At 63.2% G+C, this 23063-nt stretch carries 22 protein-coding genes; 14 read left to right on the forward strand and 8 right to left on the reverse strand.

Going from position 1 to position 23063, the window contains the following annotated elements; all coding sequences use genetic code 11:
• Positions 1-8 precede the first annotated feature (8 nt).
• The 4 genes from hutI to EV286_RS24470 all read left to right on the forward strand — a co-directional run bounded on the left by hutI (position 9) and on the right by EV286_RS24470 (position 5098).
• The gene (hutI, locus tag EV286_RS24455; RefSeq protein ID WP_132959775.1) at positions 9-1268 is read left to right on the forward strand and encodes an imidazolonepropionase; all 1260 of its coding nucleotides are present in this window, start codon (positions 9-11) and stop codon (positions 1266-1268) included.
• On the forward strand, positions 1265-2800 hold the full coding sequence (hutH, locus tag EV286_RS24460) for a histidine ammonia-lyase (protein WP_132959776.1): 1536 nt from the start codon (positions 1265-1267) through the stop codon (positions 2798-2800). The genes hutI and hutH overlap by 4 nt, the downstream gene beginning before the upstream one ends.
• A gap of 1 nt (position 2801) precedes the next feature.
• Positions 2802-4490, forward strand: coding sequence for a urocanate hydratase (gene hutU, locus EV286_RS24465; protein WP_132959777.1), 1689 nt, complete (start codon positions 2802-2804; stop codon positions 4488-4490).
• Positions 4491-4606: 116 nt separating this feature from the next.
• A complete protein-coding gene (locus EV286_RS24470; RefSeq protein ID WP_132959778.1) occupies positions 4607-5098 on the forward strand; it encodes a cupin domain-containing protein in 492 nt (163 codons plus the stop codon).
• A gap of 21 nt (positions 5099-5119) precedes the next feature.
• Here EV286_RS24470 and EV286_RS24475 read toward each other — a convergent pair whose 3' ends face one another.
• Complete coding sequence (locus EV286_RS24475) at positions 5120-5512, reverse strand: DUF2147 domain-containing protein (protein ID WP_132959779.1); 393 nt, start codon at positions 5510-5512, stop codon at positions 5120-5122.
• Positions 5513-5668: 156 nt separating this feature from the next.
• On the opposite strand from EV286_RS24475, the gene EV286_RS24480 reads away from it, so the two are divergent.
• Positions 5669-6079, forward strand: a complete 411-nt coding sequence (locus EV286_RS24480; protein WP_132959780.1) for a DUF2177 family protein — start codon at positions 5669-5671, stop codon at positions 6077-6079.
• A gap of 45 nt (positions 6080-6124) precedes the next feature.
• On the opposite strand, the gene EV286_RS24485 is transcribed toward EV286_RS24480, so the two are convergent.
• The 4 genes from EV286_RS24485 to EV286_RS24500 form a co-directional block, all read right to left on the reverse strand.
• Positions 6125-7153, reverse strand: coding sequence for a cyclopropane-fatty-acyl-phospholipid synthase family protein (locus tag EV286_RS24485; RefSeq protein ID WP_132959781.1), 1029 nt, complete (start codon positions 7151-7153; stop codon positions 6125-6127).
• Positions 7150-7986 carry a DUF1295 domain-containing protein gene (locus EV286_RS24490; protein WP_132959782.1) on the reverse strand — a complete coding sequence of 279 codons (837 nt, stop codon included), beginning with the start codon at positions 7984-7986 and terminating at the stop codon, positions 7150-7152. The genes EV286_RS24485 and EV286_RS24490 overlap by 4 nt, the downstream gene beginning before the upstream one ends.
• Before the next feature lie 80 nt (positions 7987-8066).
• Entirely contained in the window at positions 8067-8714 is a 648-nt protein-coding gene (locus EV286_RS24495) for a ChrR family anti-sigma-E factor (protein ID WP_132959783.1), read from the reverse strand.
• Positions 8711-9310: a sigma-70 family RNA polymerase sigma factor gene (locus EV286_RS24500; RefSeq protein WP_245500814.1), complete on the reverse strand. Its 600-nt coding sequence runs from the start codon at positions 9308-9310 to the stop codon at positions 8711-8713. The genes EV286_RS24495 and EV286_RS24500 overlap by 4 nt, the downstream gene beginning before the upstream one ends.
• Before the next feature lie 189 nt (positions 9311-9499).
• Between EV286_RS24500 and EV286_RS24505 the strand changes: the two genes are divergently transcribed.
• From EV286_RS24505 to EV286_RS24515, 3 genes are read left to right on the forward strand one after another with little or no spacing between them, the layout of a single operon-like run.
• Positions 9500-10849, forward strand: coding sequence for an NAD(P)/FAD-dependent oxidoreductase (locus tag EV286_RS24505; protein WP_132959784.1), 1350 nt, complete (start codon positions 9500-9502; stop codon positions 10847-10849).
• A complete protein-coding gene (locus tag EV286_RS24510) occupies positions 10849-11667 on the forward strand; it encodes a DUF1365 family protein (protein ID WP_132959785.1) in 819 nt (272 codons plus the stop codon). Before EV286_RS24505 ends, EV286_RS24510 begins: the two co-directional genes overlap by 1 nt.
• Positions 11654-12889 (forward strand): cyclopropane-fatty-acyl-phospholipid synthase family protein, encoded by a 1236-nt coding sequence (locus tag EV286_RS24515; RefSeq protein ID WP_132959786.1) that lies wholly within the window; start codon positions 11654-11656, stop codon positions 12887-12889. The genes EV286_RS24510 and EV286_RS24515 overlap by 14 nt, the downstream gene beginning before the upstream one ends.
• 30 nt (positions 12890-12919) lie before the next feature.
• On the opposite strand, the gene EV286_RS24520 is transcribed toward EV286_RS24515, so the two are convergent.
• Positions 12920-13834 (reverse strand): proline iminopeptidase-family hydrolase, encoded by a 915-nt coding sequence (locus EV286_RS24520; protein ID WP_165932930.1) that lies wholly within the window; start codon positions 13832-13834, stop codon positions 12920-12922.
• Between the two features lie 54 nt (positions 13835-13888).
• Positions 13889-14671, reverse strand: a complete 783-nt coding sequence (locus tag EV286_RS24525; protein ID WP_132959788.1) for a LuxR family transcriptional regulator — start codon at positions 14669-14671, stop codon at positions 13889-13891.
• Positions 14672-14800: 129 nt separating this feature from the next.
• On the opposite strand from EV286_RS24525, the gene EV286_RS24530 reads away from it, so the two are divergent.
• From EV286_RS24530 to EV286_RS24555, 6 genes are all read left to right on the forward strand, one after another.
• Positions 14801-15691, forward strand: coding sequence for a proline iminopeptidase-family hydrolase (locus EV286_RS24530; protein WP_132959789.1), 891 nt, complete (start codon positions 14801-14803; stop codon positions 15689-15691).
• Between the two features lie 51 nt (positions 15692-15742).
• The gene (locus EV286_RS24535) at positions 15743-16681 is read left to right on the forward strand and encodes an ABC transporter permease (protein WP_132959790.1); all 939 of its coding nucleotides are present in this window, start codon (positions 15743-15745) and stop codon (positions 16679-16681) included.
• Positions 16678-17529 carry an ABC transporter permease gene (locus EV286_RS24540; RefSeq protein WP_132959791.1) on the forward strand — a complete coding sequence of 284 codons (852 nt, stop codon included), beginning with the start codon at positions 16678-16680 and terminating at the stop codon, positions 17527-17529. The genes EV286_RS24535 and EV286_RS24540 overlap by 4 nt, the downstream gene beginning before the upstream one ends.
• The gene (locus EV286_RS24545) at positions 17526-19238 is read left to right on the forward strand and encodes an ABC transporter ATP-binding protein (RefSeq protein ID WP_132959792.1); all 1713 of its coding nucleotides are present in this window, start codon (positions 17526-17528) and stop codon (positions 19236-19238) included. Before EV286_RS24540 ends, EV286_RS24545 begins: the two co-directional genes overlap by 4 nt.
• Positions 19239-19257: 19 nt before the next feature.
• Positions 19258-20772: an ABC transporter substrate-binding protein gene (locus tag EV286_RS24550; RefSeq protein WP_132959793.1), complete on the forward strand. Its 1515-nt coding sequence runs from the start codon at positions 19258-19260 to the stop codon at positions 20770-20772.
• A 237-nt stretch (positions 20773-21009) separates the two neighbouring features.
• Complete coding sequence (locus EV286_RS24555; protein WP_132959794.1) at positions 21010-22056, forward strand: NAD(P)-dependent alcohol dehydrogenase; 1047 nt, start codon at positions 21010-21012, stop codon at positions 22054-22056.
• Positions 22057-22069: 13 nt separating this feature from the next.
• Here the strand turns inward: EV286_RS24555 and EV286_RS24560 are convergent, their stop codons facing one another.
• Positions 22070-23014 (reverse strand): GlxA family transcriptional regulator, encoded by a 945-nt coding sequence (locus EV286_RS24560; protein WP_132959795.1) that lies wholly within the window; start codon positions 23012-23014, stop codon positions 22070-22072.
• Positions 23015-23063 lie beyond the last annotated feature (49 nt).

Raw genomic sequence — 23063 nt, forward strand, 5'->3', positions numbered from 1 at the left:
CAAAGCTGATGAGTGGGAACAATTTTTCCGGAGAAGGCACCGCCTATGTGGTGCCGCGCCTCTGGCGCAACGCGCGGATCGCCACGCTTTCGACGGGCCGGTCCGGCCTTGGCGTGATCGAGCGGGGCGCGATCGTCACCGAGGGCGAGCGCATCGTCTTCGCAGGGCTTGAAGGCGATTTGCCGATCCGCCTTGCCGAGAGGGCCGAAATCCTCGATCTGGAAGGCCGCTGGGTGACGCCGGGCCTCATCGATTGCCACACGCATATCGTCCATGGCGGCAACCGTGCCCGCGAATTCGAGATGCGTCTCGAAGGTGCCACCTATGAGGAGATTGCGCGCGCTGGCGGCGGCATCGTCTCCTCCGTCAAAGCCACGAACGTCCTTTCCGTGCGGGGTCTCGTCGAGACAGCCCTGCCCCGTTTGGACGCCCTTCTTGCCGAGGGCGTGGCGACGATCGAGGTGAAGTCGGGCTACGGCCTCAATATCGAGGGCGAGCTGAAGATGCTGCGCGCTGCCCGCGCACTCGAGAACGCTCGTCCCGTCCGGATCGTCACATCCTATCTGGCGGCCCACGCAACGCCGGTCGAATACAAGGGACGCAACCGCGACTACCTCGCAGAGGTCGTGCTTCCGGGTCTGGAGACGGCCCATGCCGAAGGCCTCGTCGATGCCGTCGACGGCTTCTGCGAGGGCATCGCTTTCTCTCCCGACGAGATCGCCGTCGTCTTCGACAAGGCCGCGGAACTCGGCATTCCCATCAAACTCCATGCCGAGCAGCTCTCCAATCTGGGAGGTGCAAGGCTTGCCGCGTCCTATGGTGCGCTTTCGGCCGATCATCTCGAATATCTCGATGAGGAAGGCGTCGCGGCCATGGCGAAGGCAGGCTCTGTCGCAGTGCTGCTGCCGGGTGCCTTCTATGCCATCAACGAGAAGCAGAAGCCGCCGATCAAGGCTCTCCGAGAGGCCGGCGTGCCGATGGCGATCGCGACCGATTGCAATCCCGGCACCTCGCCGCTCACCTCGCTGCTCCTGACCATGAACATGTCGGCGACCCTCTTCGGGCTGACTGTCGAGGAATGCATCGCCGGGGCGACCCGCGAGGGTGCCCGCGCGCTCGGCCTGCTCGGCGAGACCGGCACGCTTGAGGCCGGCAAGTCCGCCGACTTCGCGATCTGGGACATCGAGAGCCCGGCCGAGCTCGTCTACCGCATCGGCTTCAACCCACTTCATGCACGCGTCTTCAAGGGCGAAAGGATCGATCGTTGACCATCACCCTCCATCCAGGCACCGTTCCGCTGCGGGATCTCGAGACCATCTTCTGGACCGGCGAGCCGGCAAGGCTCGATCCCGGCTTCAATGCCAGCATTGAGCGCGCAGCGGCGCGGATCGCCGAGATCGCGGCGGGCAACGAACCCGTCTATGGCATCAACACCGGCTTCGGGAAGCTCGCCTCGATCAAGATCGAGAGCGCTGATGTCGCAACGCTGCAGCGCAATCTCATTTTGTCCCACTGCTGTGGCGTCGGCGAGCCGCTGCCGGAAAATGTCGTCCGGCTGATCATGGCCCTGAAGCTCACCTCGCTCGGGCGTGGGGCTTCCGGTGTCCGCCTGGAAATCGTGCGGCTCATCGAAGCGATGCTGGCAAGGGGCGTCATTCCGCTCATTCCCGAAAAGGGTTCGGTCGGCGCCTCGGGCGACCTCGCGCCGCTTGCCCACATGACCGCGGTGATGATGGGCCATGGCGAGGCCTTCTTCCAGGGCGAGAGGATGCATGGCGCCACCGCGCTCGTGCGCGCCGGATTGCAGCCGGTCGTGCTTGCGGCCAAGGAGGGCCTTGCTCTCATCAACGGCACGCAGGTCTCGACGGCGCTTGCGCTCGCCGGCCTCTTCCGCGCGCATCGCGCGGCACAGGCGGCACTCATCACCGGCGCAATGTCCACCGATGCCGCCATGGGCTCTTCCGCGCCCTTCCATCCGGATATCCATACGCTGCGTGGCCATCGCGGCCAGATCGATACGGCCGCCGCGCTGCGCGCGCTCCTCGAAAACTCCGTCATTCGCCAGAGCCACATCGAGGGCGACGAGCGCGTGCAGGATCCCTACTGCATCCGCTGCCAGCCGCAGGTCGACGGCGCCTGCCTCGACCTGCTGCGCTCGGTTGCGCGCACGCTGGAGATCGAAGCCAATGCCGTGACCGACAACCCGTTGGTGCTCTCTGACGGCTCCGTCGTCTCCGGCGGTAACTTCCACGCCGAACCGGTCGCCTTCGCGGCCGACCAGATCGCGCTTGCGGTCTGTGAAATCGGCGCAATCTCGCAGCGGCGCATCGCGCTGCTCGTCGATCCCGCCCTTTCCTATGGTCTTCCGGCGTTCCTCGCGAAGAAGCCGGGGCTGAACTCCGGCCTGATGATCGCGGAAGTCACTTCGGCCGCGCTGATGAGCGAAAACAAGCAGATGTCGCACCCGGCCTCGGTCGATTCGACGCCGACATCGGCCAACCAGGAAGACCATGTCTCGATGGCCTGCCATGGTGCGCGCCGCCTGCTGCAGATGACAGAGAATCTCTTCGGCATCATCGGCATCGAGGCGCTCACGGCCGCCCAGGGCGTCGAGCTCCGCTCTCCCCTGAAGACGAGCCCGGAACTGCAGGCGGCACTCGCCGCGATCCGCGCCGTCGTGCCGGCGCTGGAAGAGGACCGTTTCATGGCGAACGACCTGAAGGCCGCAGCCGGGCTGATCGCCACTGCAACACTCAATTCATCGGTATCCGCCGGCATCCTGCCATCCTTGGAGATCTGACATGACGACCAATCCACGCCACAACATCCGTGAGATCCGTGCGCCGCGCGGACTGGAACTCAATACCAAGAGCTGGATGACGGAAGCGCCCCTGCGCATGCTCATGAACAACCTCGATCCGGATGTTGCCGAGAACCCGAACGAGCTGGTGGTCTATGGCGGGATCGGCCGCGCTGCCCGCACCTGGGAGGATTTCGACCGCATCGTCGCAACCTTGAAGACACTGACAGAAGAAGAGACGCTGCTGGTGCAATCCGGCAAGCCGGTCGGCGTCTTCCGTACGCACAAGGATGCGCCGCGCGTTCTGATCGCCAATTCAAACCTCGTGCCGCACTGGGCAACCTGGGACCATTTCAACGAGCTCGACAAGAAAGGTCTTGCCATGTATGGCCAGATGACGGCCGGCTCGTGGATCTATATCGGCACGCAGGGCATCGTTCAGGGCACCTACGAGACCTTCGTGGAGGCTGGCCGACAGCACTACGGCGGCAACCTCAAGGGCAAGTGGATCCTGACCGGCGGGCTTGGCGGCATGGGCGGCGCGCAGCCGCTTGCAGCCGTGATGGCCGGCGCCTGCTGCCTCGCCGTCGAGTGTGACGAGACCCGCATCGATTTCCGCCTCCGGACCCGCTACGTCGATGAAAAGGCCAAGACGCTGGACGAGGCTCTCGCCCTGATCGACAGGTGGACCAAGGCCGGCGAGGCCAAGTCCGTGGGCCTTCTCGGCAATGCCGCCGAAATCTTTCCCGAACTGGTCAAGCGCATGAAGGCCGGCGGACCGCGCCCCGACATCGTCACCGACCAGACGTCGGCGCACGATCCGCTGAACGGCTATCTGCCGCTCGGCTGGACGGTCGAGGAAGCAAGGGCAAAGCGCGAGAGCGATCCGAAGGCTGTGGAGGCTGCGGCCCGAGCTTCGATGAAGCAGCATGTCGAAGCCATGGTCGCATTCTGGGATGCCGGCGTGCCGACGCTCGACTACGGCAACAATATCCGCCAGGTCGCCAAGGATGAGGGGCTGGAGAACGCCTTCGCCTTCCCCGGCTTCGTGCCTGCCTATATCCGTCCGCTGTTCTGCCGCGGCATCGGCCCGTTCCGTTGGGCGGCGCTGTCAGGTGATCCGGAGGACATCTACAGGACCGACGCCAAGGTGAAGGAGCTCCTGCCCGACAACAAGCACCTGCACAACTGGCTGGACATGGCGCGCGAGCGCATCGCTTTCCAGGGCCTGCCGGCGCGTATCTGCTGGGTCGGCCTCGGCGATCGCCACAAGCTCGGCCTTGCCTTCAACGAAATGGTCAGGAACGGCGAGCTGAAGGCACCGATCGTCATCGGCCGCGACCACCTCGATTCCGGCTCGGTCGCCTCGCCGAACCGCGAGACGGAAGCGATGAAGGACGGTTCCGACGCCGTCTCCGACTGGCCGCTGCTGAACGCGCTGCTCAACACCGCCTCCGGTGCTACCTGGGTTTCGCTCCATCACGGCGGCGGCGTCGGCATGGGCTTTTCGCAGCATTCCGGCATGGTCATCTGCTGCGACGGCAGCGAGGATGCGGACAAGCGCATCGAGCGCGTGCTTTGGAACGACCCGGCAACGGGCGTGATGCGGCACGCCGATGCGGGCTACGAGATTGCCATCGAGTGTGCCAGGGAAAAGGGCCTGCGCCTTCCCGGCATTCTCGGAAACTGAGGCTCGCCCGGGCCGCGACAACTCAGCCGGCTGGCGCGCATGTAAGCCAGCCCCTATAGTCGGCGAACACTCAGCGAGATCCGCTGACGCCGAACCCTTGAGCAGGCGAGACGACCGTGTCCGACGACCATAGCCACGACGACGAAGCTCTCCATCATTCCACGAACTGGCGCGACAACGGCGTCAAGGTCATCCCGGGCAATTCGCTCGACCCGAACACGGCCCAGACGCCCGGCATGAACCGGGCAACGGCGATCAACCACGCTCGCGCGGGCGCGGAGAAGATCTGGGCCGGAACGGTGACGATCCACGCCAATGCCAAGACCGGAGCGCATCATCACGGCGACCTTGAGAGCATCATCTATGTGGTGAAGGGCAAGGCCAGGATGCGATGGGGAGACAACCTCGAATTCACGGCGGAGGCCGGTCCGGGCGACTTTATCTACGTGCCGCCCTATGTGCCGCACCAGGAAATCAACGCGAGCCGCGACGAGACCCTGGAATGCGTGCTCGTCCGCTCCGGCCAGGAGCCGGTGGTGGTCAATCTCGATATCGAGCCCGTCGAGAAGCCGGAAGACGTGCCGTGGATTGATCCGATCCATCGATAAGGCGCGAGTGCCTTGAGCTCGTCATTCGGCCGGTGTCCAGTTGACATCGCGACACAGCAGTCGCCCGAGGATGCAGCCCCGGGTCGTCAGGGCGCCCTGACCGACGATGATATCGATCGAATAGGTTCTCTCACGTTTGAGATCGTAGGCAGTGCCTGAGAATTCGGTCTCGGATTCACGCGTCAACTTCATCACCAGACGATCACCGACCTCCTCGCCCTTGCTCGTGTCCCTGATCCAGAGATTCGTGGCGCAGAGCTTGTCGCCACAGGGGGCAATCCTGACGCGGGCGTTGCCGTCATCGCGCATCCAGATGCCTTCCGGATCGGCAGCGATGGCGCTTGCCGCAGAGCCGAGGGCATGGGCGACAAGCATGGCGAGTGCAGTTGCGCAGCGAGTCACGGTTCCGGGCATGGCCTCCTCTCTTCCTTGCTTCCTCTTACGCAGGTCGTCGACTGCTGGATCACTTCCGGGGGATGATGACCATTGCCGGGAAAGGAGGGCCGGTGATCCGACATGCCGCGCGGGGCGTAGAAAAGCTACTGATCCAAGGAATGGGAGGGCGGTATCGTGAAAGCCTACGGCATCGCCTATGTCGCGACGGCAGTCGTATTTCTGGGCCTCGACGTGATCTGGCTGAGGCTCGCCGCGCAACGCCTTTACCGCCCGCTGATGGGCGACATGCTGCTGGCGCGCTTCAGCCTGGCCCCCGCCGCCCTCTTCTATGTGATCTATATTGCCGGGATCGTCCTTTTTGCCGTCTCACCGGCGTTCGCGACAGGTCGCTGGACGACGTCGGCGTTCTACGGCGCCTGCCTGGGCTTGCTTGCCTATGCTACTTACGATCTCACCAACCAGGCGACGCTGAAGAACTGGCCTGTCGCCGTCACGATCGCCGATCTCTGTTGGGGAACCTTTCTCACCGCTGCGGCGGCGACGGCGGGCTATCTCGTCGCCCGCGCCTTCTTGCCTCCCCATTGATCCTGGGCAATGGACCTGCGGGTCATGAAATCACGCGGCCGATCGTCAGCGAACCGGGCGCAGGCGGTAGTGGCTGACACCCCATTCGCTGCCCCCGGCATGGCCGAAAAGACCGGCGGTCGCCAAGTAGAACAGGCGCCAGCGCCGCCGCCAGATCGTGGCCTCACGTCCATAGACATCGGCCAATATGCTGTCGATGCGGGTCGCATTGGCATCGAAGTTTGCCAGCCAGTCGAGTGCGGTGCGCTGATAGTGCAGACCGCTCCACCGCCACGCCTCCTCGACCTCGAAGCAATCGGGGAATTGCGTCAGCAGCCCGTGGCTCGGCATGATCCCGCCGGTGAAGAAATGCTGTGCGATCCAGTCCGCCGGGTTTCGATGATCAAAGCGGTAGGGCTGGCTGCCGTGGCTGAAGACATGCACGAAGAGCCGCCCTTCCGGTGCGAGCCAGGATCTTGCACGGGCAAGCAGGCTGCGCCAGTTCGACATATGCTCGAACATCTCAACCGAGACGATGCGGTCAAACGCTTCGGTCGGTTGGAAATCGTTCATGTCGGCGGTTACAACCGTCAGATTGGCAAGGCCGAGCATGCGCGCCGTACCTTCGATATGCTGCCTCTGCGCCTTTGAATTGGAAACGGCGGTGATCCTTGCGTTCGGGAACCGCTCGGCCATGAACAAGGTCAGCGAACCCCAGCCGCAGCCGAGTTCCAGAATGTGCTGGCCGTCGGCGAGGTCCGCATGCCGTGCGGTCGCCTGGAGTGCCGCCTGCTCGGCCTCGGCCAGCGTTTCGCTGCCCTTCTCATAGAGGCAGCAGGAATATTTGCGGCGGGGTCCAAGCGTGAGCGCAAAGAAATTCGGCGTCAGCTCGTAGTGCTGCGTGTTGGCGGCATCGACATGGGCGGCGATCGGATAGTTCTCCATATCGCGGGCGAAATCGCTTTCCCGATGCGGTGGGAGGCTCGCGAGGCTCCGTCGCGTTCGCCCGACGAGCAGACTGATGCCAAGCCTCGTCGCCGGGTCAGGAAGGGGCACGCGCTCGACGAGCTGGATTGCGCTCGAGATCAGGTTCATCGCATCTTCTCCGCCGGCGCGTCGTGGGAGGGGTGTCTGGGCGGGCCCGGCCAGAAGGCGTTGACCCGCTGCTGGTAGATGCGGAACCGCTCTCCTCGCGAGCGCAGCATGTGCGCCTCGAGCGGTGGTATGCCGGAGATGTGGACAAGGAGCCAATACATGAGGAGCGGACCCGCAAGCGCCAGCCAGCCCCAGGGATAGGCGCCGCCGAAATCGACGGCGATTGCGGCGATTGCGACCCAGACGAGCCATTCGAAGAAATAGTTCGGGTGGCGCGAGAAGTGCCACAGGCCGACGTCGCAGACTTCGCCGCGGTTCTCCGGCCTCGCCCCGAAGCGCGACAGCTGGCGATCGGCGGCCGCCTCGCCGACGACGGCAAGGACGAAGATGATGAGTCCGGCGAGATCGCCGAGGTCAAGCGCCGGCGCGGGTCGATGGGCGGCGGTCAGGAGGCAAAGAATGAGGATGAATGCGACGGCGGCCTGGATCTGCAGGAACCAGAACAGCCGCCCGCGATAGCTCTCTCCCCATTCCTCGCGCAGTTGTCGGTAGCGCGGGTCATCGCCGCCGCCATGTGTTCGGGCGGCAATGTGAAGGCCGAGCCTCAGGGACCAGATGCCAATGATTGCGGCGACAAGAAATCGCCGCGGGCTGATATCTCCACCTGTCCCCAGCGGAGCGAGCGATCCGATGACGCCACCCGCCCCGACGCCGAATGACCAGACGACATCGATCCAGCCGGACGATCCGGTCCGTATCGCAACGGACCAAGCGAAGGCCATAGTCACGGAAATTGCGACCGCGAGTAGGATGAGTAACGTCGCAAGAGTCATCGCATTGCCCCTGCTGTTTCCCGAGCAATGGATGCCGCGACCGAAAACCTAGCTGTGTTCGGATCGTGCATGGGCACTCCTCAGAAGCCGACGAAAGGCCGGAGTATTCGGCCGAGCAGTCCGTGCAGCCGCGTATCACCCTCCAGTGCCGCAAGGCAGATGCATTCCGATTCCATGCCGACCACTGGCTGGTGGTCGACGTCCGCGTCCGCCTCGTCGAGATCGCCCAGCTCGTAGCGTCCGCGCCCGTCGGAAAGCGACCCATAAAGCACCTGCATGAATTCCGTGCCGGTATGGCCGTGGGCCGGCAGCCTGAGCCCCGCCCTACCCCGCAGGAACATGAGCTTGGCTTGGGGGCTTCCTGGAACCGTGATCTTGCTCCAGCGGAAACCCGGCCCGAGCCAGCGCCACGGCCCGATCTCGCAATGGCGCAAGGATGCCGGAAGCTCGATGCCGAGATCGGCCTGCCTGGGTGAGACTATTGGCGCGGTTGCCGCCGGCTTTGTCTCGAGCCGCTCGAGCGTGCGGTCGAGCGCATCCGCCGCCATCGAAGCCGGCGGCATCTCGTCAATCAAGGCCCCGCCGACCGCCTCGAAATCGGCTACCCGCGAACGGCAGTGCTCGCAGCCTTCCAGATGGGCGGCGACGACCAGCGCCGGCGCTGCACCCAACCGTCCCGTTGAATAGCGAAGGAGTGTCTCGTCGCTCGGATGGTGCCGGATCGTCATGCGTCACCATCCAGAAGAGTGCGCAATCGGCCGAGCGCAAGCCGGACCCGCGATTTGACTGTACCGAGCGGGATGCCGAGTTCGCGCGCGATCTCCGCATGCGGCCGTTCGGAGAAGAAAGACAGCCTGACGATCGTCGCCTGTTCTGTCGGCAAGGCGGAGAGCGCGCTGCGGACCTGCTGCTCGCGGTCGGCCGCGATCGCAATGTCCTCACCCGACGCCGGCGAATCCGGTTCGTCGCTCGGATCCAGGCGAACGTCCGCCTGCTGCACGCGCTCGCGGCGCAGGCGGTTGATGCGCTGGTTGCGAGCGATCGTGAATATCCAGGTCGAGACCGCAGCTCGGCGGGGATCGAAATAGGAGGCCTTGTGCCACATCGCCAGCATGGTTTCCTGTGCTATGTCCTCGGCCGCGGCATCGGAGAGGCCGCATCGCATCATGAAGGCCTTCACGCGCGGCGCGAAATGGCCGAACAGCATTGCGAAGGCCAGCCGATCCTGCTCGGCCGCGACCGACAGCAGAAGCCGCGCGAGTTCATCCGCCGAGAGCAAGGCCTTGGTTTGCCCGGCCGTCTTCATGAGACCGATCCTCGCCATCGAGGAGCGGCGTTCCTGTCTTTCTGTCTCTCCAAGAGCGGGTCCTGCGACACTCATTTCCCCTTATACGCCGGAGCATCGGCGCTGGATCATTCGCCCCGGTGATCCACGCATCCGGTCGCCGCGTAGAAGAATGGCAGCTTGAGGGACAAAGAAAAGTCCCTCGGTCCTGATTAACGGGGGCTTGGAATGACAGACGACAAGGCGGGCGCCGATCCCGGTGGCACACTGGACATTGCAGTCATCGGCAGCGGCATTTCCGGTCTCTCCGCTGCGTGGCTCATGTCCCAGCGCCATCGCGTGACACTGTTCGAGGCGGAGCATCGCCTGGGCGGGCACAGCAACACGGTTGAGGCGGCCGGCGTTCCCGTCGATACGGGTTTCATCGTGTTCAATGAGGTGACCTATCCCAATCTCACGGCGATGCTGCGCCATCTCGGTGTCGCAACGAAGCGCTCCGACATGTCCTTTGCCGTTTCGATCGACGGCGGGCGGCTCGAATATTCCGGGACGGGCCTGACCGGCCTTTTCGCCCAAGGTCGCAACCTCGCCAGTCCACGGTTCTGGCGGATGCTGCGTGATCTCGTGCGCTTCTACCGTAGCGCGCCTGCCGATACGGCGCGACTCGGTGCCGTGTCCCTCGCTGAGTATCTCGACGCTGAGGGCTACAGCGACGCGTTTCGCAACGACCACCTTTTCCCCATGGCGGCGGCGATCTGGTCGACGCCTGCGGCCGATATCGGCAGCTATCCCGCCGCCGCTTTCATTCGGTTCTGCGAGACCCACGGGTTGCTGAAGCTCGCAAGACGGCCGATCTGGCGCACCGTCGAAGGTGGCAGCCGCATTTACGTCCAGCGCTTGCGCGAAGTCATCGGCGGCATCGCCCTTGGACATCCGATCAAGGCGGTCCGCCGTCATGAGGGCCATGTCGAGCTCGTGAGCCAGGGTGACATCAGCCGCCGTTTCGACCATGTCGTGATTGCCACACATGCCGACCAGGCATTGCGCATGCTGACCGATCCAAGCAGCGAGGAACGCCATCTTCTCGGCTCCTTCGCCTATGTCGGCAACGAGGCCGTGCTTCATTCGGATCCGCGTCTGATGCCGGAGCGACGCAGGGTCTGGTCGAGCTGGAACTACATGTCGCGCGAGACCGGAAGAAGCAGGCAACTGGCCGTCACCTACTGGATGAACCGGCTGCAGGGCATTCCTGAAACATCGTCCCTCTTCGTGACGCTGAACCCGCATCGTGACATTGCCGGCGAGAAGGTCCTGCAGGAATTTTCCTACCGGCACCCGCGCTTCGACCTCGGGGCAATGGCTGCTCAAGAAGAGCTCTGGTCCATGCAGGGAGTGCGGAACACGTGGTTCTGCGGCGCCTATTTCGGTGCAGGCTTCCATGAGGATGGCCTGCAGGCCGGCCTTGCGGTGGCCGAGGTGCTCGGCGGCGTGCGTCGGCCCTGGACCGTGCCCGACGAATCCGGCCGCATCCATGTCCGAAATATCGAGAGGCTAGCGGCGCAAGTGGAGGTGGCCTGATGAACGCAGTCCGCTCCGCCCTCTATGCCGGCAAGGTGATGCACGCACGGCTGCGGCCCTGCCGGCACACGCTTCGCTACAGCGTCTTCTACCTGTTGCTCGACCTCGACGAGATCGACGCCCTGGCCGGAGACCTCCGGCTCTTTTCGCGTAACCGGGCGAACCTCTTCAGCTTCAATGATCGCGATCACGGCGACGGTTCGAGCGTGCCGTTGCGGGTACAGGTGGAGAGCCACCTGCGTGAGGCCGGGATCGAGGCAGGCGGGCCGGTTCACCTCTTCTGTATGCCGCGCATCCTCGGATATGTCTTCAATCCGCTCAGCATCTATTTCTGCCACCGGCCTGATAGCTCGCTCGCCGCCATTCTCTACGAGGTCAGCAATACCTTCGGAGAGCGACACAACTATCTCATTCCGGTGGTGGCCGGATCGCAGGACGTCATTCACCAGCAAAGCGAAAAGTCCCTCTACGTGTCGCCGTTCATGGCGACTGAGATGACCTATTCCTTTGCGATCACCCCGCCGGGAGCGCGCCTGCTTGTTTCCATAACGGGGTCTGATGCGGAAGGACCGTTGATCGTGGCGAAGGTTGCCGCAACGCGCCGGACCCTGACCGATGCCTCCCTTCTTCGCGCTTTTTTCGCCTATCCGCTGCTGACCCTGAAGGTGATCGCGGGCATCCACTGGGAGGCGTTGCGGCTCTGGCTCAAGGGTGTCCGCCTGCAGCAGCGCCCGCTGCCGCCGGACGATCCCGTGACGATCGGTCGCCAGACAGGCTTTCCTGTCGCGCCCAAGAGGAGGACACATGCCCATCAATAGTGAAAGCCGCGCGGCGATCGGCCAAATGGGTCGGGGATCGAGCGTGGCGACGCTACTTTTACGGCGGCTTGTTTCCGGATTGAGTTTCGGCCAACTCACCATCGTCATGCCGTCCGGGGAGACTTTGCGGCATCATGGATCGAGGCCGGGCCGCGAAGCGACGCTCGTCCTTCATCGCTGGCGCGCGGTCAGGCGCTTCATCACGCGTGGGGATCTGGGCTTTGCGGAAGCCTATGTCGATGCCGACTGGTCGAGCCCCGATCTGACGGCGCTGTTGGAATTCGCGGCCCAGAACATCGGAAAGCTCGACCGGAGATTTTCCGGGTTTTTCCCGATGCGGGTGCTGAGCCGCCTCCGCCACGTCCTGAAAGCCAATACCAGGACGGGCAGCCGCAAGAACATCACCTTCCACTACGATCTCGGCAATGCCTTCTATCGCCGCTGGCTGGATGAAAGCATGGCATACTCATCTGCCATCTACGAGCGCGACGACCAGACGCTGGAGGAGGCGCAGGAGGTCAAGCTTGGGCGCATCATCGAGTTGCTTGGCCTGCGCGAAGATGAAGAGGTTCTCGAGATCGGCTGCGGATGGGGTGCGCTTGCATGCCGGCTCGGGCAATCCGGCGCGAAGGTCACCGGGGTGACGCTGTCCCGCGAGCAACTGGCCTTTGCGAAGCAGAGCGTTGCGGATAAGGGCCTGGGCCGTGCGGTGGCTCTGGAGCTCAAGGACTATCGCGATCTCGACGGCTCTTACGACCGCATTGTTTCGATCGAGATGCTGGAAGCCGTTGGCGAATCCTACTGGCCGACCTATTTTCGGACGCTGCGCGACCGCCTCAAGCCCGGTGGGAGGGCCGTCCTGCAGGTCATCACCATCGACGAGGCCCGCTTCGAGGATTATCGAAGGTCGGCCGATTTCATCCAGAGCCATATCTTCCCTGGGGGCATGCTGCCCACCAAGACGGCGATTGCCGAACAGGCCACTGCTGCCGATCTGAAGCTTGTCTCGGTCGAGACCTTCGGCGAGAGCTATGGCCGGACCCTTGCCGAATGGCGGCAGCGGTTCCTCGCATCCTGGCCGGAGATCGAGCAGATGGGATTTCCTCCGCGGTTCCGGCGGCTTTGGGAATATTACCTATGCTATTGCGAGGCCGGCTTTCGCGCCGGCATGATTGACGTCGGCTTCTACGCTCTCTCGCAAGAGACGGTGAGACGGTCCTAGCCTCTCCTCCGTGCGCCGTTGAGCTTTCAATCAATCGTGCCGCGACAGGAACTTCGAAACTGTCGCCAGGCAGAGTTCCTTCTCCTCGACATGCGGCATGTGGCTCGAATTCTCGAAGAGCACCCATTCGCAGTCCTTGACGCTGTCGACATAGGGCTTGACGACGAGCGGGGTCGCTTCGTCGTATTTGCCGGAGATCAGCAGCGTCGGCGCCTCGATGAGGTGCAGGCGATCCTCGATAGTCCAGTCCTTCATCGTGCCGATGACATGGAACTCGGTCGGGCCGTTCATGTTGCGATAGACCGTATTGTCCTCGTCCATGATGGCGAAGGTGCGGGCCACTTCCGGCGGCCAGGGGGCGACGCGGCAGACGTGGCGATCGTAGAAGACGCGCGAGGCGGCGATATATTCCGGATCGGTGATGGTGCCCGCATCCTCATGCCTGAGGAGCGTGTCCTGGACCTCCAGCGGAAGTTCGTCGCGCAGCCGGTTCGCTTCGGCGACCCAGGTGTACATGTTGGCCGGCGAATTGGCGATGACGAGCGCCTTCAGCCCTTTGGGCTGGCGCACCGCGTGTTCGGCGCCCAGCATGCCGCCCCAGGACTGGCCGAGGAAGGCATAGCGATCCTGGATGCCGAGATGCGTCAGCAGCGCGTCGAGTTCTGCCAGGAAGAGCGCCGGCGTCCAGAAATCCGGTTCCTTTTCCGGCAGGCGCGTGGAATTGCCGTTGCCGAGCTGGTCGTAGTGGATGACCGGGCGGCCATCGAGCTCGGCAATACCCTTGAAGCTGTCGACATAATCATGGGTGCAGCCCGGACCACCATGCGCGACGACAAGCGGCAGCTTTCCGCCGTCGAGCGAGCCGGTGATGCGATACCAGGTCCGGTATTCGCGAAAGGGCAGATAGGCTTCCTTCGTCGGGACTGCAGCCACGAACCTCTCCATCTTCTGGGGCAATGATGGAAAAGCATAGCGGCGTCGAAACGGCGAATGCAGCTATCACAACTTATAGGATGAGCGCTCGTCGAGCAGGCGGTAGTGCGTGGCACGTACCACGGCCTGGGTGCGGTTCTTGGCGCCGAGCTTCTTGGCGGCCGCGTTGAGATGCATGACGACGGTCGGTACCGAGCGGTCGATGATTCGGGAGATTTCCTTGGCGGAATAGCCCTCGGCCGAATAGCGCAGGCACTCGCGCTCGCGTTCGGTGAGGCGGACCTTGCCGACGCCGCGTGTCTCCGTATCGAAGACGGCGAAGGCTGCCTCGTGGAAGACATGGGCGAGCAGGTTAAAATCGGCGATATGACGCAAGGCATGGCGTTCGAAATCGCGATTGGCGCGGAAGCGAATGCCCGTGACGGTCGCATAGTCGCCGCGTGGCATGTGAACCGGCACCGTGACACCGGTCAGCATGTCGTGCTCGCTGAGATAGCGCCTCACCGGGGCGGTATCGTCGCTCATGAAGTGGCGGATCGGTGTGTCGGCGTCGAGGCTATAGTCCCAGAAGAACGGCGCGGATGTCCGCAACGCCACCTGCTGCACCGGATCGATCTTGAAATAGCCTGCGTCGAACCAGTAGTCGTGCATGTCCTCGCTGATGTTCCGGAGCTTCAGCAGCGACGGCATCATGATCTCGCCGTCGAGGTCGTAGGGTACCGGCGTGTAGTCGTAGATCAACGCCTCGAAGCCGATCCGCTTCATCGCGTCGAACGCGTGGTCGATGCGGCCGTCCAGCGTTTCGTGGACGGTGAACTGCCGTCTGATTGTTCCGATTTGGTCTAGCATCAAGCGGCTCCGGGGTTGCGCATGCAACCGCACCCTATCACTTCTTATAGCTGGCGGAGGGCGTGGTTTGGGGTAAAAATTTAGCCATGCCCAATTATTGAGCAAGCGGAATCTTTGCCGGAGAGGTCAATGTGGCGTGAAATACAGCCCGACGCGCGATATGAGGTCGAGGTCGATGGCTACAAGGTGGTCGCCTACAGCTTCGGCCGCGGCGACGAAACCGTTCTCTGCCTCAACGGCGGACCGGGCCTGCCCTGTGATTATCTGCGCGAGGCGCATTCCTGCCTCATCGACAAGGGCTATCGGGTCGTTGCCTTCGACCAGCTTGGCACGGGTGATTCCGATCGGCCAACAGACAAGGAGCTGTGGACCATCGACCGCTATGTCGAAGAGACGGAGACGGTGCGCAGAGCGCTCGGCCTCGGCAAAGTGCACCTGCTCGGTCATTCCTGGGGTGGATGGCTCGCGATCGACTATGCGCTGACCTATCCGGAGAACCTTCGAACGCTGATCCTGGAGGATACGGTGGCGGACATGCCGCACCTGATCTCCGAACTGGAGCGGCTACGGGCCGCGCTCGGCCCGGAAACAGTCGCAATGATGCAGAAGCACGAGGCGCAGGGCACCTACAACCACCCGGAATATCTGGCCGCCGTTACCATCCTGAACTACCGCCATGTCTGCCGCCTGCCGGAATGGCCGGCCCCGGTGCGTCGTTCTCTCGACGACTGGAACATGGGGCCCTACGAGACGATGCAGGGCCCGAACGAGTTCCTCTATATCGGCAATCTCAAGGACTGGAACCGCGTTCCCGACCTCCCGCGACTGACCATGCCCGTCCTGATCACCACCGGCGAACATGACGAGTTGACGCCCGCCTGCGCACTGCGCATGAAACTTGCATTGCCAAATGCCGAGCTCAGGGTTTTTGCAAATGCCAGCCACATGCCGTTCTATGAGAATCCGCAGGACTATTACCCGGCGCTCCTCGATTTCCTTTCACGACACAGGGAGCGCTGATGCTAAGTAAGGCGATCGAAACTCGACCAGGGCAGAGGGGCGATTGCCACCATGCATCGCTATAAGTTCGTTCTGACGCGGCCGGTGCAGTTCCTGCCGGTGATCTTCGGCATCAGCGTCATCACCTTCATCCTGGTGCGACTGATCCCCGGCGATCCGGCGCGCAACATCCTTGGCACGCGCGCCACGCCGACGGCACTTGCCAATATCCGCGCCCAGTATGGCCTCGACCAGCCGATGTGGCTGCAATATTTCTACTTCCTGAAGAACCTCGCAAACGGCGAGATGGGCAAGTCGATCCTCTACAAGATCGACGTGCTGAAGCTGATCGTCACACGCATAGAGCCGACGGTCGCACTGGTCGTCACCAGCGTCATCCTTTCCATTTTGATCGCAGTGCCGATGTCGGCAATCGCCGCGCGCAATGCGGGTCGGGCACCTGATCATGCGGTACGCATCGTCTCGACCTTCGGCATCGGCTTCCCGCCCTTCTGGCTCGGGTTGATGCTGATCATCCTTTTCAGCGTCGAGCTCGGCATCCTGCCGGTCTCGGGCTATGGCACGTCCTTCGGCGACAAGCTCTTGCATCTCATACTGCCGAGCCTGACCGTGGCGCTGTCGCTTTCCACCGTGCTGACCCGCAGCCTGAGGGCTGCGATGATCGAGTCCTTGAAATCCGACGTCGCGACGGCGGCGCGCGCCCGCGGCATGCCGGAGAGCATCGTCTTCTGGCGGCACGTGCTGCCGAACTCCCTGGTGCCGACGATCAATCTGCTCGCCGTCAACATCGGGTGGCTGATCGGCGGTACGGTCGTCGTCGAAAGCGTCTTTGCCCTGCCCGGCATGGGCCAGCTCCTGGTGCGTGCGATCTTCTCGCGCGACTACATGGTGGTGCAGGGTGTCGCGATGGTCTTTGCCTGCGCGACCGTGCTCGTCAATTTCATCGCCGATATCGTCACCGTCGCCGTCGATCCCAGGGTGAAGCTATGAGCGTCGAGGCGATCGCTCCCACCTCCGTGAGTTGGCGCAGGTTTTTCAGCAAGCGGCTGACGCTCACCATCGGCGCAGGCATCCTGCTCTTCTTCTTTTTCCTGGCGCTTGCAGCGCCGATCGTCGCGCCCTATGACCCGATCCTGCAGAATGCCGATGCGCGCCTGCATGCGCCATCGCTGCTCCATCCGTTCGGAACTGACAATTTCGGCCGCGACATCCTCTCCCGTGTCATCTGGGGTGCGCGCATCGACCTGCAGATCGCCATCATCGGCGTCTTGTTCCCGTTTCTCATCGGCACGACGGTCGGCACCATCGCCGGCTTCTTCGGCGGCATCGTCGATGCGCTCTTCATGCGGCTCGTCGATATCATCCTTGCCTTCCCCTTCCTCGTGCTGATGCTTTCGATCATCGCGATTCTTGGGCCAGGCCTCGGCAGCTTCTACATCGCCATCGCACTGGTCGGCTGGGTTTCCTATGCGCGGCTGATCCGGGCGCAGATGCTGGTGCTGAAGAGCAGCGACTATGCGGTCGCCGCCGTCAGTCTCGGTTTCAGCCGCCCTCGCATCATGTTCCGCCACCTGTTGCCGAATGCGATTGCCGGCTCCATCGTCTTTTCCATGTCGGACGCGACGCTGGTGCTGCTCAGTGGCGCGGCTGTCAGCTATCTCGGCCTCGGCGTGCAGCCGCCCTTGGCCGAATGGGGCATCATGGTGGCCGAGGGGCAGAGCTTCATCACCACGGCCTGGTGGATCACGCTCTTCCCTGGCCTGTCGATCGTCTGCCTCGCCTTCGGTTTCAGCATGCTGGGCGATGCGCTCGGCGAACTTCTCGGAGTTCACGAATGAGTGCCTCCGTGCTGTCCGTCCGCGATCTTACCGTCAAGGCACATCTCGATATCGAAACCCGCACACTGATCGACGGCGTCTCGCTCGACCTCGCCAAGGGCGAGATCCTCGGCCTCGTCGGGGAAAGCGGCTCGGGCAAGAGCCTGCTCTGCCGCTCGCTGGTGCGGCTCCTCCCCTCTTCGCTGCTGAAGATCGAGAGCGGCACGATCCTGCTCGAAGGCCGCGACCTGACGGCGGTCAGCGATGCCGAGATGCTGGACGTACGTGGCGGCGAGATCGGCATGATCTTCCAGAATCCGACCAGCCATCTCGATCCCGTCATGCGCGTCGGCGACCAGATCGCCGAGGGCATCCGCTACCATCAGGGGCTGAGTGCCCGCGAAGCGCGCGCTGCGGCGATCGAGATCCTCGGACAGGTCGGCTTTCCCGATCCGGTGCGCCAGTACGCTAGCTATCCGCATGAGTTCTCCGGCGGCATGCGCCAGCGCGCGATGATCGGCGTCGCGCTCTCCTGCAATCCGAAGATCCTGATCGCCGACGAACCGACGACGGCGCTGGACGTAACCATCCAGGCACAGATCCTCAAGCTTCTGACCGAGATCCGCGACAAGCGAGGACTGTCGATCATCCTCATCACCCACGATCTCGGCATCGTCGCCCAGACCTGCGACCGCATTGCCGTGATGCGCGGCGGCAAGCTTCTGGAGCAGGGCCCGAAGCGGGCGATCCTCAGCCGGCCACAGAACCCCTATACGATCAGCCTCATCAACAGCCACCCCTCGATGCCGGACGAGACGCCGGCGCCGGTGCGGGAAGTCGCCGTGCCTACTGCGCCGGTGAAGCCGCTGCTGGAGATCGACGACCTGCATGTGCGCTTCAACGCCGGTGGCAGTCTTTTCAAGGGCAGTGGTGCGAAGATGGTCAGCGCCGTCTCCGGCGTCAGTATGCAGGTCATGCCGGGCGATACGGTCGGCGTCGTCGGGGAATCCGGCAGCGGCAAGAGCACGCTTGCCCGCGCCGTGCTCGGGCTGACGCCGATATCCTCTGGCCATGTGACCTTCGACGGGATCGATCTCGCCCAGCAGAAGAATGCGGGCCTCGCCAAGCTCAGGCGCGAGACGGCAATGGTCTTCCAGGATCCATACAATGCGCTGAACCCCAGGCTGACCATCGGCCAGATGCTTTCAGAGGTCTTGAAGGTGCAGGGGAAGGTCGCGTCGGCGAAGATCCCGGCGCGTATCGACGAGCTTCTCGACCTCGTGGGCCTCGAGCGTGAATTCGCGGGCCGCAAGCCGCGCAGCATGAGCGGCGGCCAGTGCCAACGCGCCGGTATCGCGCGGGCGCTGGCGGTCGATCCGAAGCTCATCATCGCCGATGAATGCGTGGCCGCCCTCGACGTCACCATCCAGGCGCAGATCATCGACCTCTTCCGCGAGTTGACCGAGAAGATGAAGCTGACGCTGATCTTCATCGCCCATGACCTCGCGATCGTTCGCAATCTCTGCGAACGCGTCGTCGTCATGTATCGCGGCGAGATCGTCGAGGAGGGCCGCTCCGAGGAGGTCTTCGCGCAGCCGAAGCATCCCTACACGGCGGCCCTGATCGCCGCCATTCCCGACATCGATCCGGACAAGCCGTTGCTCGGTGGGGCGAGCCCGGCGGAAGACCCGCTATCGATGCGGGTCCATCCCATCAAACGCATGCCATAACAAAGAAGGGAACGAACAAATGACAAACAGGTGGAAATCAATCGGGCTCGCGGCACTGCTCGCCGGCCTCACGCTCAGCGCAAGCTATGCCGAGGCAGCGGGCGTTCTGACCATCGGCCGTCGCGAGGATTCGACGACCTTCGATCCGATCAAGACGGCCCAGAACATCGACAACTGGGTATTCTCCAACGTCTACGACGTGCTGATCCGCGTCGACAAGACCGGCACCAAGCTTGAGCCGGGCCTTGCCGAAAGCTGGACAACGTCGGATGACGGACTGACCTACACCTTCAAGATCCGCGATGCGAAATTCTCCGACGGCTCATCGCTGACGGCCGAAGACGCCGCCTATAGCCTGCTGCGCATCCGCGACGACGAAGGTTCGCTCTGGAGCGATTCCTACAAGGTGATCGACACGGCGGTCGCGACCGATCCGCATACGCTGACGATCACGCTCAAGAACCCCTCCGCGCCCTTCCTTTCGACGCTGGCGCTGCCGAACGCTTCGGTGATCTCCAAGGCCGGAATGGAATCCATGGGCTCCGACGCCTATGGCGAAAAGCCGATCGCGTCCGGTGCCTTCGTCGTCGACGAATGGCGCCGCGGCGATCGCGTGATCCTGAAGAAGAACCCGAATTTCTGGCAGGCGGACCGGGTGAAGCTCGACGGCGTCGAGTGGATCTCGGTGCCTGACGACAATACGCGCATGCTGAACGTCCAGGCCGGCCAGCTTGACGCGGCGATCTTCGTGCCCTTCTCTCGTGTCGAGGAACTGAAGAAGGATGCGAACCTTACCGTGCTGATCGACCCCTCGACGCGCGAGGATCACCTTCTCATCAACCATGCCCATGGCGATCTCGGCAAGAAGGAGGTTCGCGAGGCCCTTGATCTCGCAATCGACAAGAAGGCGATCGTCGACGCAGTGACATTCGGCCAGGGAACGATCGCAAATTCCTATATTCCGAAGGGTGCGCTCTACCACTATGCCGACAACCTGCAGCGCCCCTACGATCCGGAGAAGGCCAAGCAGATGCTGGCTGACGCAGGCGTCTCGAACCTCACGCTGAACTATCTGCTGCGCGCCGGAGACGAAGTGGACGAGCAGACCGCCGTATTGATGCAGCAGCAGCTTGCCAAGGCCGGCATCACAGCCAACCTGCAGAAGGTTGACCCCAGCCAGCAGTGGGACATGACGGTTGCCGGCGACTACGACATCTCGGTCAACTACTGGACCAACGACATTCTCGATCCGGACCAGAAGACGACCTTCGTCCTCGGCCACGACTCCAACAACAACTACTCGACCAACTACAAGAACGAGGCCGTGAAAGATCTGGTCGCCAAGGCGCGCCTGGAACTCGACCCGGCCAAGCGCGAGCAGATGTATGTCGACCTGCAGAAGATGGCGAAGGACGACGTCAACTGGATCGACCTCTACTACAGCCCCTACATCAACGTCGCGCGCAAGAACATCGACAACTTCTACCAGAACCCGCTGGGCCGCTTCTTCCTCGAGGACACGGTCAAGAACTGAGCAGACACGTTCGGCTGCGGCGTCTCTCCAGGGAGAGGCGCGGCGTCGTCAAGTTGATCGTGACAGCCCGTCCGCGTTCCGTGGACGGGCTGTTTGTTTTGAGGCGTCTTCGTCCCGGGTCACAAAGCCGCCATAGAAGCCCGTTGAGTTGGCCGCCGACAGGACTATAGATTGGTCCCTGAACACGTCGCTCGCTCCCGCGAGTGCAGCGCAGCCCGGAAATGAAGGAAGAGTATAATGACCAAGGTTCGTGCCCTTGTCCTCGAACGCCAGCATGAGCTGGCCCTGCGTGATATCGATCTGCCGCTCGAAACGGGGCCCGGCCAGGTGAAGATCAAGATCCACACGGTCGGCGTCTGCGGCTCGGACGTGCACTACTACACCCACGGCCGCATCGGTCCCTTCATCGTCAACGAGCCGATGGTGCTCGGGCATGAAGCGGCCGGCACGGTCGTCGAGGTTGGCGAGGGCGTGACGCATCTGAAGGTGGGTGACAGGGTCTGCATGGAGCCCGGCATTCCCGATCCGAATTCGAAAGCCAGCCGGCTTGGCATGTATAATGTCGACCCGGCAGTGACCTTCTGGGCAACGCCGCCGATCCATGGCGTTCTCACCCCATACGTCGTTCATCCGGCGAACTACACCTTCAAGCTGCCTGATAATGTGAGTTTTGCCGAAGGGGCGATGGTAGAACCCTTTGCCGTCGGCATGCAGGCGGCGACCAAGGCAAGGATTGCTCCTGGCGATACTGCGGTCGTGCTCGGCGCTGGCCCGATCGGCACCATGGTTGCGATCGCCGCGCTTGCAGGCGGTTGCGCTCGCGTGGTCGTGGCCGATCTTGCGCAGCCGAAGCTCGATATCGCCGCCCGTTATCAGGGCGTGATCCCGGTGAACATCAGGGAGAAGAACCTTGCCGAAGAGATTGCTCGCCTCACCGATGGCTGGGGTGCCGACGCCATCTTCGAATGCTCGGGCTCACCGAAGGCCTGGGAAACCGTGATGGAGCTGCCGCGGCCGGGCGGCGTCATCGTTGCCGTCGGACTGCCGGTCGCACCTGTTGGTTTCGACGTCTCGACCGCCACGACCAAGGAAATCCGCATTGAGACGGTCTTCCGTTATGCGCACCAGTATGAGCGCTCGATCGCTCTTCTTGGCTCCGGGCGCGTGGATCTGAAGCCGCTGATCTCGGAGACTTTCCGCTTCGAGGATTCGATCAAGGCATTCGAGCGCGCCGCCGAGGGACGTCCGGCCGACGTGAAATTGCAGATCACGATCGGCGGCTAGTCACCGAGCAGCATCAAGCCTCAGTAGACGCACGCGCGTTCCTGCGCATCGCCTGCGGTGGCTGGCCAAAGGCGCGCAGGAAGGCCCGGCGCATCCTTTCGCGATCGGCAAAGCCGGTTTCACGGGCGATGACGTCGATGGAATGGCGCCCCTGTTCCATCAGCAGCCGGGCCGCCTCCACCCGCAGGCTCTCGATTGCCTTGGCCGGCGACTGGCCCGTCTCCGCGCTGAAGGCGCGGCTGAACTGCCGCGGGCTGAGATTGGCGGCCTCCGCCAATTGTTCGACGGAAAGCGGAGTCTGAAGATTGCGCTTCGCATAGTCGAGTGCGTTCTGGATGCGGTCCGACTTGGCATCGAGCTCGAGCAGGGTAGAAAACTGTGACTGTCCCCCGGCCCTGCGGTGATAGACGACATGGTTTCTGGCGACGTCGCGGGCGACGTCCGGTCCAAGGTCATTTTCCACCATTGCCAGCGTGAGATCGATGCCGGCCGTCATGCCGGCCGAGGTCCATACCGATCCGTCTACGATGAAGATTCGGTCCTCCTCGACCTTTATCTTGGGAAAGCGCGTCTTCATGTTGCGTGCGGCGGCCCAATGGGTGGTTGCGCGCCGACCGTTCAGTATGTCCGCTTCCGCGAGCACGAAGGCTCCCGTGCAGATAGCCGCGAGCCGGCGCGACGAAGCCAAGGCCTGCTGGACGAAGGCTTGAAGTCCCTCGCTCGGGATGACGACGCCCGGACCGCCGGCGACGAGGACCGTGTCGAAGGTCGGATCGTGAAACGGCGTCGTCTCGACGACCAGCCCGGCCGAACTTCTGATGGGGCCGCCCGTCTCCGAAAGAAAACTCACCTCGTACGCAGTCTCCCCGACGGCGAGGTTGGCAAACTCGAAAACGGAGATTGCTGCGAGCGCCATGACCTGGAAGCCCGGATACAGCAAGAGTGCGATGCGCTGCATGTGTCAACTCCGCGATGTCCTAAAACGTTGCATATACGTCATTTGTGAC

This window comes from Rhizobium sp. BK251 (genome assembly GCF_004345245.1).
Taxonomy (GTDB): Bacteria; Pseudomonadota; Alphaproteobacteria; order Rhizobiales; family Rhizobiaceae; genus Rhizobium.